The organism is Paraburkholderia terrae (assembly GCF_002902925.1).
GTDB lineage: Bacteria > Pseudomonadota > Gammaproteobacteria > Burkholderiales > Burkholderiaceae > Paraburkholderia > Paraburkholderia terrae.
Genome location: NZ_CP026113.1, coordinates 478,966 through 493,288 on the forward strand (window position 1 = coordinate 478,966; position 14,323 = coordinate 493,288).

11 protein-coding genes and 2 pseudogenes are annotated in these 14,323 nt (G+C 63.2%); 9 read left to right on the forward strand and 4 right to left on the reverse strand.

All coding sequences use genetic code 11. The annotated features are described in order from the left end of the window. Positions 1–214 precede the first annotated feature (214 nt). Positions 215–412 (forward strand): annotated as a pseudogene (locus C2L65_RS31900) (NAD(P)H-dependent oxidoreductase); the annotation flags it as partial. 24 nt (positions 413–436) lie between these two features. On the opposite strand, the pseudogene C2L65_RS47125 reads toward C2L65_RS31900, so the two are convergent. The 3 genes and pseudogenes from C2L65_RS47125 to C2L65_RS31915 form a co-directional block, all read right to left on the reverse strand. Next, positions 437–691, reverse strand: a pseudogene (locus C2L65_RS47125) (ATP-binding protein); the annotation flags it as partial. Next, the gene (locus C2L65_RS31910) at positions 688–906 is read right to left on the reverse strand and encodes a hypothetical protein (protein ID WP_081921274.1); all 219 of its coding nucleotides are present in this window, start codon (positions 904–906) and stop codon (positions 688–690) included. The gene C2L65_RS31910 and the pseudogene C2L65_RS47125, both read right to left, overlap by 4 nt. Next, positions 896–1,147, reverse strand: a complete 252-nt coding sequence (locus tag C2L65_RS31915; RefSeq protein ID WP_042312882.1) for a hypothetical protein — start codon at positions 1,145–1,147, stop codon at positions 896–898. The genes C2L65_RS31910 and C2L65_RS31915 overlap by 11 nt, the downstream gene beginning before the upstream one ends. Before the next feature lie 410 nt (positions 1,148–1,557). Here C2L65_RS31915 and C2L65_RS31925 point away from each other — a divergent pair, with 410 nt between their 5' ends. The 3 genes from C2L65_RS31925 to C2L65_RS31935 all read left to right on the forward strand — a co-directional run bounded on the left by C2L65_RS31925 (position 1,558) and on the right by C2L65_RS31935 (position 7,699). Beyond that, positions 1,558–2,265, forward strand: coding sequence for an SOS response-associated peptidase (locus tag C2L65_RS31925; RefSeq protein WP_345789603.1), 708 nt, complete (start codon positions 1,558–1,560; stop codon positions 2,263–2,265). 467 nt (positions 2,266–2,732) lie between these two features. Further along, positions 2,733–6,752: a response regulator gene (locus C2L65_RS31930; RefSeq protein WP_081921272.1), complete on the forward strand. Its 4,020-nt coding sequence runs from the start codon at positions 2,733–2,735 to the stop codon at positions 6,750–6,752. After that, the gene (locus tag C2L65_RS31935; RefSeq protein WP_042312879.1) at positions 6,746–7,699 is read left to right on the forward strand and encodes a diguanylate cyclase domain-containing protein; all 954 of its coding nucleotides are present in this window, start codon (positions 6,746–6,748) and stop codon (positions 7,697–7,699) included. Before C2L65_RS31930 ends, C2L65_RS31935 begins: the two co-directional genes overlap by 7 nt. Positions 7,700–7,718: 19 nt before the next feature. Here the strand turns inward: C2L65_RS31935 and C2L65_RS31940 are convergent, their stop codons facing one another. Beyond that, positions 7,719–8,600: a LysR family transcriptional regulator gene (locus C2L65_RS31940; protein WP_042312877.1), complete on the reverse strand. Its 882-nt coding sequence runs from the start codon at positions 8,598–8,600 to the stop codon at positions 7,719–7,721. A 162-nt stretch (positions 8,601–8,762) separates the two neighbouring features. On the opposite strand from C2L65_RS31940, the gene C2L65_RS31945 reads away from it, so the two are divergent. From C2L65_RS31945 to C2L65_RS31965, 5 genes are read left to right on the forward strand one after another with little or no spacing between them, the layout of a single operon-like run. Further along, on the forward strand, positions 8,763–9,785 hold the full coding sequence (locus C2L65_RS31945) for an ABC transporter ATP-binding protein (RefSeq protein WP_042312912.1): 1,023 nt from the start codon (positions 8,763–8,765) through the stop codon (positions 9,783–9,785). Continuing rightward, complete coding sequence (locus C2L65_RS31950) at positions 9,782–10,885, forward strand: ABC transporter ATP-binding protein (protein WP_042312875.1); 1,104 nt, start codon at positions 9,782–9,784, stop codon at positions 10,883–10,885. The genes C2L65_RS31945 and C2L65_RS31950 overlap by 4 nt, the downstream gene beginning before the upstream one ends. Before the next feature lie 44 nt (positions 10,886–10,929). Next, positions 10,930–12,426: an ABC transporter substrate-binding protein gene (locus tag C2L65_RS31955; protein ID WP_042312872.1), complete on the forward strand. Its 1,497-nt coding sequence runs from the start codon at positions 10,930–10,932 to the stop codon at positions 12,424–12,426. Positions 12,427–12,431: 5 nt separating this feature from the next. Then, positions 12,432–13,376, forward strand: coding sequence for an ABC transporter permease (locus C2L65_RS31960; protein ID WP_042312870.1), 945 nt, complete (start codon positions 12,432–12,434; stop codon positions 13,374–13,376). Next, the gene (locus C2L65_RS31965) at positions 13,376–14,251 is read left to right on the forward strand and encodes an ABC transporter permease (RefSeq protein ID WP_042312867.1); all 876 of its coding nucleotides are present in this window, start codon (positions 13,376–13,378) and stop codon (positions 14,249–14,251) included. The genes C2L65_RS31960 and C2L65_RS31965 overlap by 1 nt, the downstream gene beginning before the upstream one ends. Positions 14,252–14,323 lie beyond the last annotated feature (72 nt).

The following is a 14,323-nucleotide window of genomic DNA, read 5'->3' on the forward strand; positions in this document are numbered from 1 at the left end:
CAATCTGGCTAGCGGCAGTTGTGCCTTGCCGACAGCAATTACAGGTCACGCAACTCGCGGTTGTATGCCTTCACGCAGTTCGCGAGATTATTCATCGTCGGAAAAGGCACTTCGTGTCCCTTGCAACTGCATTGATAGGCAACACGCTCGAATGTCCATGTGCCCTCTTGTGAGCAAAGGGGCGCGCGGGGCTGTGGCATAGCCATGGCTCGCTCGATTCGCGGCGTGCCACGGTGTGATGATCGTTTCGCCCGAGTACTGGTATCAGTCACCCAGTCCGCTGAAGTTGATGATTGACCGGCTGATATGTGCCGATGGCGGCAACCCCGACCCAAGTTCGACGCAAGGTAAAGAGCCGGAAAAGGCAAAGCGGATCGAACTTGACGGTTGGGGCTACCCGAAACATCAAGCTGTTGGCTGCTAAGGTCAGCGGGATACGCGCCGTAAAACGGGTGCCTTCGTTGGTGGTAGAAAGCACTTCGAGCGTACCAGAGTGTCCTTCGACAATCTGCTTGCAGATATAGAGACTGAGCCCCAATCCGCCGCCAGGTAAATGTGGCTCAATAGGCTCTCCCTCGTTGGTCACCGAGAGAACCAGATGTGTCTCGTCATTGCTCGCTTCCACGACAACCGGCGCATCGGTCGCTCCATGCGTGAGAGCGTTAGCTAGCAGGTTGGACCGGCGCGTCAGGCGTGGCTATCGACCCACGCGCGGGCCCATTCCAGGCCGATGCGTTCCGCCGCCGACTCTGAATCCACAACACCAAGAATGCCTGATGCCTCTATAAACTTGCCGCCCTTGGTGACCGTGCCGCTCGCCGCATAGCGTTCGCGTTCGAGAACGCCTGGTTGTTCTCGAATGACATGTCCCCACAGGACGTAGCCCCTGTAGGTCTCACTTTCCATTGGCGTTCGTCCTCCGCTGGAGCTTGCCTGCCGTCGGCTCGAAGCGCCGAGTGTCGATTCCGGCCATTTTTAAGGTGGCGTCAATCATGTTCAGCTCCTGAGCGAAATCAAGCGCCCATTCCTCGCCGTCGCACCGCACGGTCAGCCCGTTGTGTATCGAGATCAGATAACGCGCTTTATACAAGGCATCGACAAGCTTCGATTCTCGTTCGGCCTCCCGAACCCATTCGTCCGCTCTCATATTGGAATCTCCGGCCACAACTGGTCGTTGGAACGCTTCGCATGTAAGAGCAGCATCCGGCCTGACGGGATTCCTGAATAAGCGAGTCCCTGGACGCCCGGGTCACACGGAGGTTCAACCAGGACTATCGGCTCCCTGAGTGATGCAAGTGCCGGAGCGAGCGGCCGATTCTCTCCCGAACCCGGCGCATGCGGCAGGACCTCGACGAGCGCTCCGATCGGCCATCCTCCGCCCGATAACTCGTGCAACAGTGCCGGGTAGCCAGTGTCAACCGTCACCTGACGTTCGCGCGCGAACTGCAAGGCCCGCCAGAGCGAGGGATGGATTGACTCCAGTATTGGGGCGTAATCAGCTTGCATGGCCAGAAAACTACTGTATGAATGTACAGTATATCCTGGATCGGCGCAGGTATGATGGCAGCAGAGGAGGCTCGAATGTGTACAAGCTACGAAGCCAATCCGAACGACGCCTGGGACGTGTTCAGCCTGTTCCCCGTCCCGGACTTCGACTACAGGCCGGAGATCTACAAGGATTATTTCGCGCCTGTCTTCCGTCGCAGTGCAGATGAGTTCGAGACGGTGCCCGCCTCGTTCGGTATCGTGCCACGGCGCCACATCCGGCCGGGGAGAAAGGCCTACGACACAATGAACGCACGTTCCGAATCGGTTGCCGACAAGCAAAGCTTCAGCGACGCGTGGAAGAATCTGCAACTCTGCCTCATCCCTTGCCGAACGTTTTTCGAGCCCAATTACGAAACGGGCAAACCAGTCCGCTGGAAGATAGGGATGTCCGGTGGCGCCCCCTTCGCAATTGCGGGACTGTGGCGCTCATGGAGGGAAATCGATGGGGCACAGACGCTTGCCTTCACGATGCTCACGGTCAATTCAGACGAGCATCCGTTGATGAACCGCTTCCACAAACCGGGTGACGAGAAGCGCTCTGTCGTGATCGTGCCGTCCGCGAACTATGCAAGCTGGTTGTCATGCACGACGACCGACGATGCGCGCGGGTTTCTGAGTCTCTTCCCGGCAGAAGCCATGCGTGCAGAACCGTTTCCGCTGCCGCCACGAAAGCCGAAGCCAGCTGACGACAGCAGCGGGCAGCAGTCCTTGCTTTGATGCGTTCGGGCCAGGTGTTTTATAGACGAGGCGGTAGCATGAGGCAAAAGCCTGTGACACACACTTCGTTGCCAATTGTCTCGCCAGGGGCCAGTACTCCAACCGGCGGACTTGCCAGCGAGCCGCCGTCCGCATTGTCGAGACACCAGCGAACGCGCCTATCCGATCGGGGCTGATCATCCGCCTGCGACTGTCAAAGCAATAGTTGGTCGTTCCTTCAACTAAGGCAAAAAGGGGCTTTGGAGTCACCTTATGGTTAACTTACGAACGCGCCAGCCTTCTTAAAGAACATCAGACCAGTGTCGTTAACCGGAAAGTCAAGGTAGTCTCGACATCAGGCACCAAGGCCCCGTCCTTGCGTGCGTAGCCGTCGTTTCGCGTGTTTTCGGCGATTGCTACGCCAATACAGGCAAGAATTGCCGGTAGGCCACCTTCAAAAGATGCGGTAAGCATGTCGGAGACTTCGCTTGGCCAGTCGTGTTTTCAGTCGGATCTCGCTTCCCATCAGGGTGACGTTGTTCCTCGTCGTCGTCTGCGCGCTGCTGATCGGCAGTGACGTATGGCGCAGCGTCACGTCGCGTCAGGACCAGATGGAGGAAATGTCCGTCGCGGCCGCGAACCTCGCGCGCGCCATGGCGCAGCACGCCGACGACACCATCAAGCAGGCCGACACCACGCTGGTCGGCGTCGTGGAGCGCGTCGAGCATGACGGCGTGAACCCTGTCGCGCTCGACCGGCTGCATCGCCTGTTCATGCAGAGCGTCGCGGAACTGCCGCAACTCAACGGCCTGTATCTCTACGACCGCGACGGCAAATGGCTCGCGAACTCGCAGCCCACGCTCGTCACGACCTTCAACAACGCGGACCGCGAGTATTTCATCTATCACCGCACGCATGCCGACCGTGGCCCGCACATCGGCATGCCCGTGAAAAGCCGTTCGACGGGGAAATGGATCGTCCCCGTATCGCGCCGCATCGACGGTCCGGACGGCCAGTTCGCCGGCGTCGCGCTCGCGACCATCGACATCGAGTTCTTCACGCGCTTCTACGACAGCCTCGATATCGGCCGATACGGCGCCGTCGCGCTCGTCGCGGACAACGGCATCATGGTCGTGCGCCGTCCGTTTGAAACGCGCTTCATCGGCAAGAACATCGTCGATACGATGCTGTTCAAGGTGCATCGGCAATCGGGTGAAGCGGGCCGCTTCGTGTCGAAGTCGGCGCAGGACGGCGTGACGCGACTGAACAGCGTGCGCAATCTGAGCCAGTACCCGCTCTTCGTCGCCGCGGCGCTTGCGCAGGACGAGATCCTCGCGCCGTGGTGGTCGGACACGTTATGGCATGCGGCGGGCACGACCGTGCTCGTGCTGATGCTCGCCGTATTCGGCTGGCGGCTGGTGCGCAACGCGAACGCGCGCACGCGCATCGAGCGCAAGCTGGCCGCGAGTCTCGAAACGACACGCGCGATTCTCGACACTGCCGTCAATCCCATCATCACGCTCGACCGCTCGGGCGTGATCCTGACGCTCAACCCGGCGGGCGAGAAGGCCTTCGGTTATGCGGAGCGCGAGATCGCCGGCAAGGATGTGCGCGTGCTCGTGTCGGCCACGGTCAACGAACTGTTCACCCGCTATGCGTCGCAGTTCGCCGAGAACGTCGACAAGGACGCGCGCGAGATCGCCAGCGAATGCGAGCTGGCCGGCTTGCGCAAGGACGGCAGCGAGTTTCCCATCCATGTGTCGACGGGGACGATGGTGACGGGCGGCGAGCGCCGTTTCGTCTGCGTGATTACGGATATGTCCGAGCAGATTCGCGAGCGCGCCGAGTTGTCGGAAGCGCGCGACCAGTTGCTGCTGGCCGCGGATATCGCCGAGCTGGGTATCTGGTCATGGGAGTTTGCGAGCGACGCGTTGCGCTGGAACACCCGCATGTTCGAGATTTTCGGCTACGCGTCGACACCCGCCGAAGGCTTGCGTTTCGAACATTGGCTGTCGCGTGTGTACGAAGAAGACCGCGCGCCCGCAGTCGAAAAACTGGAAGCCGCGTTTGCCGGCGAGATCACGGCGAAGCACATCCATTTGCCGCTCTACCGGATCGTGCTGCCCGACGGCGAAATCCGCCATATCCAGACCACCTTCACCGTTCAGCGCGACGTCTCTGGCAAACCGGTGGGCATGACAGGCGTGAATCACGACGTCACCGAGCCGCGCAATATCGAGCTTCGGCTGCGCGACGCGAAGCAGCAGGCCGACGCGGCGAATGAAGCGAAGTCGGCGTTCCTCGCGAACATGAGCCACGAAATCCGCACACCGTTGAACGCGGTGCTGGGCATGCTCGATCTCGTGCAATCCACGGGACTCAACGAGCGGCAGGGCGGCTATGTCGTCAAGGCCGAGACGGCGGCGAAGTCGCTGCTCGGCTTGCTGAACGACATTCTCGATTACTCGAAGATCGAAGCCGGCAAGCTCCAGCTCGACACGCATACCTTCGAAATCGAGCCGCTGATGCAGGACCTCGGCGTCGTGCTGTCGGGCAACCAGTACGACAAGGAAGTCGAAGTCCTGTTCGATATCAGCCCCGATCTGCCGCCCGTCGTGATCGGCGACAGCTTGCGGCTGCAACAGGTGCTCGTGAATCTCGCGGGCAATGCGCTCAAGTTCACGATCAAAGGCCAGGTGGTCGTCAGCTTCACGCTGCTGTCGCGGCTCGATAGCGGCGTGCGCGTGCGGATCGCAGTGACCGACAGCGGCATCGGCATCAGCGAGACGCAGCTCACGCAGATTTTTGAAGGCTTCAGCCAGGCCGAAGTGTCGACCACGCGCCGTTTCGGCGGTACCGGGCTTGGCCTTGCGATCAGCCGGCGACTCGTCGAACTGATGGGCGGCAAGCTCGAAGTGGCAAGCGAACTCGGCAAGGGCAGCCGCTTCTGGTTCGACATCAATCTCGGTGTCAGCGACGTTGTGCCCGTGGACCACTTCGATCTTTATCAGCCGCGCGACCGGCGCTTGCGCGTGCTCGTCGCCGACGACAACGGCATCGCGCGCGAAGTGCTGTCGCGCACGGCGCGCGCGCTCGGCTGGGAAGCGGACGTGGTGCCGGGCGGCATCTCAGCCGTCAAGCTGACGAGCGCCGCCGAGCGCGAGAACGAGGGTTACGACGTGATTCTGCTCGATTGGCGCATGCCCGATCTCGACGGCCTGGCGGCGGCGCGGCGGATCGACGAAGCGCGCGCCGGTCGCAGCACGCCCGCTATCGTGATGATCACCGCGTACGGCCAGGAAGTGCTCGCCGCCGCGCAGGAATCCGACGACATGCCGTTCGATGCCTTCGTTACGAAGCCCGTCACGCCGAAGCAGCTTGCGCAGACCGTGCAGCGCGTGCTGACGGGCCAGAAGGCGACGCACGCGAAGCGGAAGGCGACGCCCGCCCCGGAGGGCGCCGGGCGGCTCGCGGGCCTTACGCTGCTGGTAGTCGAAGACAATCCTCTGAACCGCGAAGTGGCCGAAGGCTTGCTGAGCCGCGAAGGCGCGCAGGTGGCGCTCGCCGAAAGCGGGCTCGAAGGCGTCGAGAAGGTGCTGACGGGCACGCGCGTGTTCGACGCGGTGCTGATGGACATGCAGATGCCGGATGTCGACGGTCTCGAAGCGACGCGGCTGATTCGCTCGCACGAGCGCTTCGCGTCGCTGCCGATCATCGCGATGACGGCGAATGCGACCCGCGCGGACCGCGACGCATGTCTCGCAGCGGGCATGAACGACCACGTCGGCAAGCCGATCGACGTCGCGCAACTGGTCAACGCATTGCTGGCCCATACGCGAGCAAGTGCGGCGCCGGAGTCTACGGCAAACTCGCGCGCGGACGATGAACCTGCCGTGAGCGAATTGCTCGAACGAAAGGAATCGATCGTCGGGCGTTTTGGCGGCAGTGAAGACCTGATCCGCAAGGCGCTCGGCGTGTTCGTGAGCGAAATGGAGCGGCATCTCGACGACTTGCGCGACGAAGCGGAGCAGGGCGGCACGGGACGCAGCGCGGCGCTGCTGCATGCGATCAAGGGCAGTGCGGGAACGATGGGCGCCAAGGCGCTCGCCGATACGGCAGCGGCGCTTGAACATCGCGTGATCGAGGCGGACGACGCGGACGAGGGCCAGGCAGCGGCATCCGTCTCGCACGTTGACGTGGATAGCCTCGAACGTCTGCTGCTCGATAGCGTTGCACGGTTGCGTGTCGTGTTCGGCAGCAAGCAAAGCGCGCATGCGGCGGACGCCGCGCAGCTGCAGACGGACGAATATCGCGAGCGGCTTGGACGCCTGCTCGAACGGCTGGAGTCGTCCAATCTGGAAGCGCTCGATCTCGCCGAAACGCTCGCGCCGCATGTGCCGTCGGCGTTGCAGCCGCGCTTCGACCGGCTGCTCGCCGAGATCGAAGCGCTCGATTTCGTCACGGCTGCCGCAAGCACCCGTGAGATGCTGGATAACCTGACATGCTAGAACACATCCCCGGAGACTGGGCTCACACGTTCACGCGGCGTCCGAAGGTGCTCATCGCGGACGATCAGCCCGTCAACGTTCGCGCGCTGCATGCGCTCTTCAAGGACGATTGCGACGTGTTCATGGCGACGAGTGGCGCGCAGACCATCGAGCTGTGCCACAAGGTGATGCCCGACCTGATCTTGCTCGACGTCGTGATGGACGGCATGGACGGCCACGAAGTGTGCCGCCGCCTGAAAGCCGATCCGCTGACGCACACGATTCCCATCATCTTCGTCACCGCGCAGACCAACGAAGCCGACGAGGAGTATGGCCTGTCGCTCGGTGCGGTCGACTTCATCACGAAACCGGTCAAGCCGGCGATTGTGCGCGCGCGGGTGCGCGCGCATCTGTCGTTGAAAATGCAGGGCGACGTGCTGCGCTCGATTGCGCTCGTCGACGGCCTGACGGGCGTCGGCAACCGGCGCAAGTTCGAAGAGGATTTCGACGCGAGCTGGCGGCACTGCCTGCGCGAATCTACGCCGCTGTCACTGGTGATGGTCGATGTCGATTACTTCAAGCGCTACAACGACCGTTACGGACATCAGGCGGGCGACCGTTGTCTGCAAACCGTCGCGAAACGGCTGACGGAAACGCTGCGCCGCCCTTACGACACCGTCGGCCGTTATGGCGGCGAGGAGTTCGCCTGCCTGTTGCCGAACACGCCGCTCGAAGCGGCAACACGTCTCGCGATGCGCATGGAAGAGGCCGTGCGCGCGCTCAAGCTCGAGCATCTCGATTCGGGCTGTGCGGAGACAGTCACGATCTCGGCGGGTGTCGCGACGCTGCTCCCGACTGATGATTCGCAGCCCTCCGAGCTCATTGATGCCGCCGACCGCCAGCTTTATGAAGCGAAGCACGCGGGACGCGGCCGCGTCGCTTCGCCGATGCGCATGATGGAAGGGTAGGTCGCCCATACGAGGCGCATCACGCCCTCTCGCGCGGCATCGCTTGCAGCGTATCGACGATCTCGCGCATCAGCGCCTTGCGGTCATCCGACGCGCGCTGCACCATGCCGACCGTGCGCAGCGTCGGCGGGCTGGAAATGGGGATCACGCGCAATAGCGGGTCGTTCAGCCAGTTGCCGCGTATCAGCAGCGGCAGCACCGCGACGCCGACTTTCTCGCGCACCAGCGCGACGATCGTTTCGATCGAATTGAGTTCGAGATACTCGTTGACCATCAAGCCTGCTTTTTCCAGCGCCTGTTCGACGACCTGGCCGGTGCGCACGCGCCGGTCGAAGCGCAGAAAACCGTGGCTGCGCAGGATGCGCTGCGGATCGTTGTCGGTGACGTCGCGGCTTACGACAAGCATCATTGGTTCCGTGTAGAGCGTGGTCCACTTCAGCGTGTCGGACAGCGATTCGTCCGCGCGCGCGACCACGGCAGCAACGTCCACTTCGCCCACTTCCACCATGTTCGCCAATTCATTCGAGCGTGCCGACAGCAGGCGCACGTCGAGCCGAGGATGAGCAGCCTTTAGCCTCGCCACGGCCAGCGACAGCGCACCAATCACCGACACCACCGCACCGATGGTCACAGGCCCTTCCATCGCATCAGCCGGCTTGCCTTCGAGTTCAGCCAGCAGATCGAGAATCTGCTCGACCTTTGGCCAGATCGCCTGACCGTGCTGCGTCAACGTAATCTGCCGCCCTCTGCGATCGAACAGTTGCCGCCCCAACGCCTCTTCGAGCCCGCGCATCTGCAGGCTGACGGCGGCCTGCGTCAGCGCGACTTTATCGGCGGCGGCCGAGAACGAGCCGGTGCGGGCAACGGCCTTGAAGGTCTTCAACATGCGAAGCGTCGGCATGGGCGGTTCCGGATCTGATATTCACGGTCGATCGCACGATCGACTCATGAGAAAAACTTAAGTATGGAAAAGAAAGTTTAATATTTTTTGTACGATGGCCGCCAGTATGATCGTTCGATGACGATCTGCAAGGACGAGCAACACGATGCGGAGTACCCAGGCATGACCGGTGCTGAACGCCAACCGGTTCTCGATGTACGCGGCTTCTCGTTGAAGTTTTCGAACGCGCCCGATGTGCCCAATGTCGTCGATAACGTCTCTTTTCCCGTTCATGCAGGCGAGACGCTGTGCATGGTCGGCGAGTCGGGCTGCGGCAAGAGCGTCACGTCGCTGGCGCTGATGGGTCTGCTTGCGAGTCCGCCCGCGCGTCGAGTGGCGGGCACTGCGCATTTCGAAGGCATGGATCTGTTCGCGCTGTCCGAGCGCGAACTGGCCGACATTCGCGGCAACCGGATGTCGATGATCTTCCAGGAGCCGATGACCTCGCTCAATCCTGCCTATACGATCGGCGAGCAGATTGGCGAGAGCATCCGGCGGCATCGCGGCATCGGGCGTGCAGAGGCGCGCGAAGAAGCGCTGAAGATGCTGCGCCTCGTTCATATTCCCGCACCCGAAACGCGGCTCGACACTTTCCCGCATCAACTGTCCGGCGGCATGCGCCAACGCGTGATGATCGCGATGGCGCTCGCGAACAGCCCGCGTCTTCTGATCGCCGACGAGCCGACTACCGCGCTCGACGTGACCATCCAGGCGCAAGTGCTGTCGCTCGTACGCACGCTTCAGGCGGAGACGGGCACGGCGATGCTGCTGATCACGCACGACCTCGGCGTGGTCGCCGAAGTCGCGGATCACGTCGCGGTGATGTATGCGGGCAGGATCGTCGAATACGGCACGGTCGCCGATCTGTTCGACGATCCGCAGCACCCGTACACGATCGGCCTGATGGGCGCGATTCCGTCCGTCGGCAAGCGAGAAGGGTCGCTCGCGACGATTCGCGGCTCGGTGCCTTCGCCCGAGCAGATGCCGCGCGGCTGCCGCTTCGCGCCGCGCTGCCCGTTCGCGGAGCAGCGCTGCATCGACGCCGCGCCGCCCGACCGGACGCTTTCGGGCGAGCATCGCGTCGCATGCTGGCTCGCGCCCGTCGAACAACTCGTCAAGCCGGTGCAGCAGAAGGAGCTGACATGACGAGCCCGAAGCACATCGCGACACCCATCCTCGAAGCGAGCGCGCTGACCAAACGCTTCGGCGGCGAGCGGCAGATGTTCGCGCGTACGCCGACTGTGCATGCCGTCAACGAAGTGTCGTTCGCCGTGCAGACGGGCGAGACGTTTGCGATCGTCGGCGAATCGGGTTGCGGCAAGTCGACGCTCGGCCGTCTGCTGCTGCGCCTGATCGACGCGACGCAAGGCCGCGTGCTTTATCAGGGCGAAGACATCACGCACTGGCAAGGCGCAAAGCTGCGCCGCTTGCGCCGCGAGATGCAGATCATTTTTCAGGACCCGTTCGCGTCGCTTAATCCGGGCATGACGATCGGGCAGATCATCGGCGAGCCGGTGGCGTTTCATGGTCTCGCGCACAATGCATCGGAGCGGCGCGAGCGCGTCGCGCAACTATTGACCAAGGTCGGCCTGCAACCCGCGTATGCGGAGCGCTATCCGCATGAGTTTTCGGGCGGGCAGCGGCAGCGCATCGGCATTGCGCGGGCGCTGGCGGGCGAGCCGAAGCTTATCGTCGGCGACGAGCCGGTCTCGGCGCTCGATGTGTCCGTGCAGGCGCAGGTCATCAATCTGCTCGAATCGCTGAAGGCGGAACTCGGCCTCACGCTCGTCATGGTCGCGCACGATCTCGCCGTGATCCGCCATATGAGCGACCGCGTCGCCGTGATGTACCTCGGCGAAATCGTCGAACTGGCGCAGGTCGACGAACTGTTCGACGCGCCGCTGCATCCCTACACGCAAGCGTTGTTGCGCGCGATTCCCGCCAGCAGTCCGCATGAGCGGCGCACGAAGCCCGCCTTGCAAGGCGATCTGCCGAGCCCGACCGCGCCGCCGCCGGGCTGCCGTTTTCATACGCGCTGTCCGCACGCGAGGCCGCGCTGCTCGCAGGAACGTCCGATCGCCGAAACACTTCCGGGCGGGCGGCAGGTCGCCTGTCATTTCTGGCGCGACGTGCAGAACGCGGGCGGCGGCGCGCCGCTCGCCGCGAGCGTCAGCACGAAGTTGAACGAGCGCCTCGCGATCTACCGCGAGAAGCAGGCAGCGCTGACAGCGAACGCGAACCCATAGCACAACCTCTGATGGCAACCCGAACTGCAACAAGGACACAACGCATGCGAAGAATGTTGATTGCCGCCGCGCTCGCATTGGGCGCTTCCGCCGCGATGGCCCAAAGCACCATCCGCATTGGCTTGCAGGACGATATCGGCTCGCTCGATCCGGCGCGCAGCGTGCAGTTCGTCGACCGCATCGTGTTTGCGTCGCTGTGCAATTCGCTCGTCGATGTGTCACCGGACCTGAAGATCGTGCCGATGCTCGCGACGTCGTGGACGACGAGTCCCGACGGCAAGAGCCTGACTTTCAAGCTGCGCCAGGGCGTGAAGTTCCAGAACGACGAGCCGTTCAACGCGGCCGCCGTGAAGGCGAATCTCGACCGCTATCGCAGTCTGCCGACGAGTAATCGCAAGAGCGAGCTATCGTCCGTCGATCACGTCGATGTCGTGGACGACGGCACCGTGAAGATCGTGCTGAAGCAGCCGGACGCCGCACTGCTCGCCACGTTGTCCGACCGCGCCGGCATGATGCTCGCGCCGAAGACGCTCGCCGATGCCGCTGGCGTCGGTTCGCATCCTGTGTGCTCGGGGCCGTACAAGTTCGTGCAGCGCGTGCAGAACGATCGCGTGGTGTTGGAGAAATTCGCGGGCTATTGGGACGCGGACAAGTACCCGATCCAGCGCGTCGTGTTCCAGCCGATTCCCGACAGCACCGTGCGTCTCGCGAACCTTCGCTCCGGCTCGCTCGATATGCTCGAACGTCTGGCACCTTCCGATGTCGCATCCGTGAAGGGCGACGCGAACGTGCAGTTCAAGCCGGTCACTGGCCTTGGCTTCTACTACGTGACCTTCAACATCAACAACGGGCCGCGCGGCAACAATCCGCTGAAGGACAAGCGCGTGCGCCAGGCGTTCGAACTGTCGATCGATCGCGACGCCATCGATCAGGTGATCGGCGCGGGCATTTTCTCGCCGGCCAACCAGGGCATTCCGAAGTCGAGCCCGTACTACAACACGTCGCTGCCGACCACGAAGCGCGACGTCGCGAAAGCGAAGGCGTTGCTGAAAGCAGCAGGTCAAGAGCATCCGACTGTCGAGTTCGCGTATCCGAACAACACGGTCGCGAGCCAGATCACGCAGATGCTTCAGGCCATGCTGAGCGAGTCAGGCATCACGCTGAAGCTGCGTCCGAGCGATTACGCGACGGAGCTGAACGCCGGACATAGCGGCGATTTCGAGGCGATGTACACGGGCTGGTCGGGCCGCGTCGACCCAGACGGCAACCTGCATCAGTTCAACACCTGCGCGGGCAACCTGAACTACGCGCACTACTGCAACCAGCAGGTCGACTCGCTGCTCGATAACGCGCGCACGCGGCTCACCCCGGCCGAGCGCAAGACGGACTACGACGCCGCCGGCAAGATCCTCGCCGACGACGACCCGATCGTCTATCTGTACGCGCAACCGTGGCCGTTCGTGCTGTCGAAGAAAGTGCAGGGCTTCACGCCTTCCGCCGACGGTCTGGTGCGTCTGCGCGGCGTGTCGGTGAAGGGCTGAGCATCATGCTGAGGATCATCGCGAATCGCATGCTGGTGGCCGTGCCGACGCTGATCCTGGTGTCGGTGCTGATCTTCGGCCTGCAAAAGCTGCTGCCGGGCGACCCGGTGCTGGCGATGGCGGGCGAAGATCAGGACGCGCAGGTCATCGCGACGCTGCGGGTGAAGTATCACCTCGATCAGCCCGTGCCGACGCAGTACGCGCTGTGGGTGCGCGACGTCGCGCACGGCAATCTCGGCTCGTCGCTGCGCACGGACGTGCCCGTTCGCTCGCTGATCGCGCAGAAGCTGCCCGTCACGCTCCAGCTCGCGGTGATGGCGATGATCCTCGCAATCGGCATCGGCATCCCAGCCGGCGTGATTTCGGCGGCGAGCCGCGGCGGGCCGCTCGATTACGCGGCGAACATCTTCGCTCTGTCGGGCATGTCGATACCGAACTTCTGGCTCGGCATCATGCTGATCTTCATTGTTTCGGTGCGCTGGCATCTGCTGCCGTCGTCGGGCTATGTGTCGCCGGGCGAGGACTTCTGGCTCAGCATCAAGACGATGCTGATGCCCGCGTTCGTGCTGGGCGCGGCGCTCGGCGCGCAACTGATGCGCCACACGCGCAGCGCGATGCTCGGCGTGCTGCGCACCGACTACATCCGCACCGCGCGCGCGAAGGGCCTGTTGCGCGGCGCCGTGGTCGTCAAGCACGCGTTCCGCAATGCTCTGATCCCCATCGTCACCGTGCTTGCGTTGCTGTTCGGCGAACTGCTCGCAGGCGCCGTGCTGACCGAGCAGGTGTTCACGATTCCCGGCTTCGGCAAGCTGGTCGTCGATGCCGTTTTCAATCGCGATTACCCCGTCGTGCAAGGCGTCGTGCTCGTCACGGCGCTGGCGTTCATCGTCGTGAATCTGTGCGCCGACGTGCTGTATATCCTGCTCAATCCCCGACTGAGGCGCAGTTGATGGCTACTTCAATCGATGCACGTTCCGCGACGGCGCTGCCGCGCCGCAAGCGCCGTGGTCTCGTGCGCTTCATGCGCAACCGGGCGGCCGTGTTCGGCGCAATCCTCGTCGCGTTGATCGTCGTGATGGCCGTGTTCGCGCCGTGGCTCACGCAGTACGACCCGGTGCAGGCGAGCTTCATGACCGTGCGCCAGGCGCCGTCGGCGGCGCATTGGTTCGGCACCGACGAACTCGGCCGCGACGTGTTGAGCCGCCTGCTGTACGGCGCGCGCGCGTCGCTGCTGGCGGGCGTCGTGTCGGTCGGTATAGCGGTCGTGCTGGGCGTGCCGCTCGGTTTGCTCGCGGGCTATTTCGGCAAGCTCGTCGACGGCGTGATCTCGCGTATCGCCGACGCGCTGCTGTCCATTCCCTTTCTGATTCTCGCGATTGCGTTGAGCGCGTTTCTCGGGCCGAGCCTGACGAATGCCATGGCCGCGATCGGCATTTCGGCGATGCCGCGCTTCATCCGCCTCACGCGCGGACAGGCGATCAGCGTGAAAGCGGAAGAGTACGTGGAAGGCGCGCGCGCGATCGGTCTCGATCACGCGCGCATCATTCTGCGTTACATTCTGCCGAACGTGCTGCCGCCCATCATCGTGCAGGCAAGCCTCACGGTGGCGAGCGCGATCATCGCCGAAGCGAGCCTGTCGTTCCTCGGGCTCGGACAATTGCCGCCCGCGCCGTCGTGGGGATCGATGCTCAACACAGCGAAGGACTTCGTCAGCCAGGCGCCGTGGATGTCGATCTTTCCCGGCATCGCGATCTTCCTGGCCGTGCTCGGCTTCAACCTGCTCGGCGACGGTCTGCGCGACGCGCTCGATCCGCGCGAGTCCTGATTCGAGTCCCTGATTTTTTATGCAGCGGCGTGGCTCAAGATGGCGCTGCAGTCGAACTGGCAAAACCCTAAG

Coding starts and splice junctions, on each gene's coding strand:
- C2L65_RS31925 (WP_345789603.1), top strand. CDS start 1,558: ATGATGGCAGCAGAGGAGGCTCGAATGTGTACAAGCTACGAAGCCAAT.
- C2L65_RS31910 (WP_081921274.1), bottom strand. CDS start 906: ATGGAAAGTGAGACCTACAGGGGCTACGTCCTGTGGGGACATGTCATT.
- C2L65_RS31950 (WP_042312875.1), top strand. CDS start 9,782: ATGACGAGCCCGAAGCACATCGCGACACCCATCCTCGAAGCGAGCGCG.
- C2L65_RS31940 (WP_042312877.1), bottom strand. CDS start 8,600: ATGCCGACGCTTCGCATGTTGAAGACCTTCAAGGCCGTTGCCCGCACC.
- C2L65_RS31935 (WP_042312879.1), top strand. CDS start 6,746: ATGCTAGAACACATCCCCGGAGACTGGGCTCACACGTTCACGCGGCGT.
- C2L65_RS31915 (WP_042312882.1), bottom strand. CDS start 1,147: ATGAGAGCGGACGAATGGGTTCGGGAGGCCGAACGAGAATCGAAGCTT.
- C2L65_RS31965 (WP_042312867.1), top strand. CDS start 13,376: ATGGCTACTTCAATCGATGCACGTTCCGCGACGGCGCTGCCGCGCCGC.
- C2L65_RS31945 (WP_042312912.1), top strand. CDS start 8,763: ATGACCGGTGCTGAACGCCAACCGGTTCTCGATGTACGCGGCTTCTCG.
- C2L65_RS31955 (WP_042312872.1), top strand. CDS start 10,930: ATGCGAAGAATGTTGATTGCCGCCGCGCTCGCATTGGGCGCTTCCGCC.
- C2L65_RS31960 (WP_042312870.1), top strand. CDS start 12,432: ATGCTGAGGATCATCGCGAATCGCATGCTGGTGGCCGTGCCGACGCTG.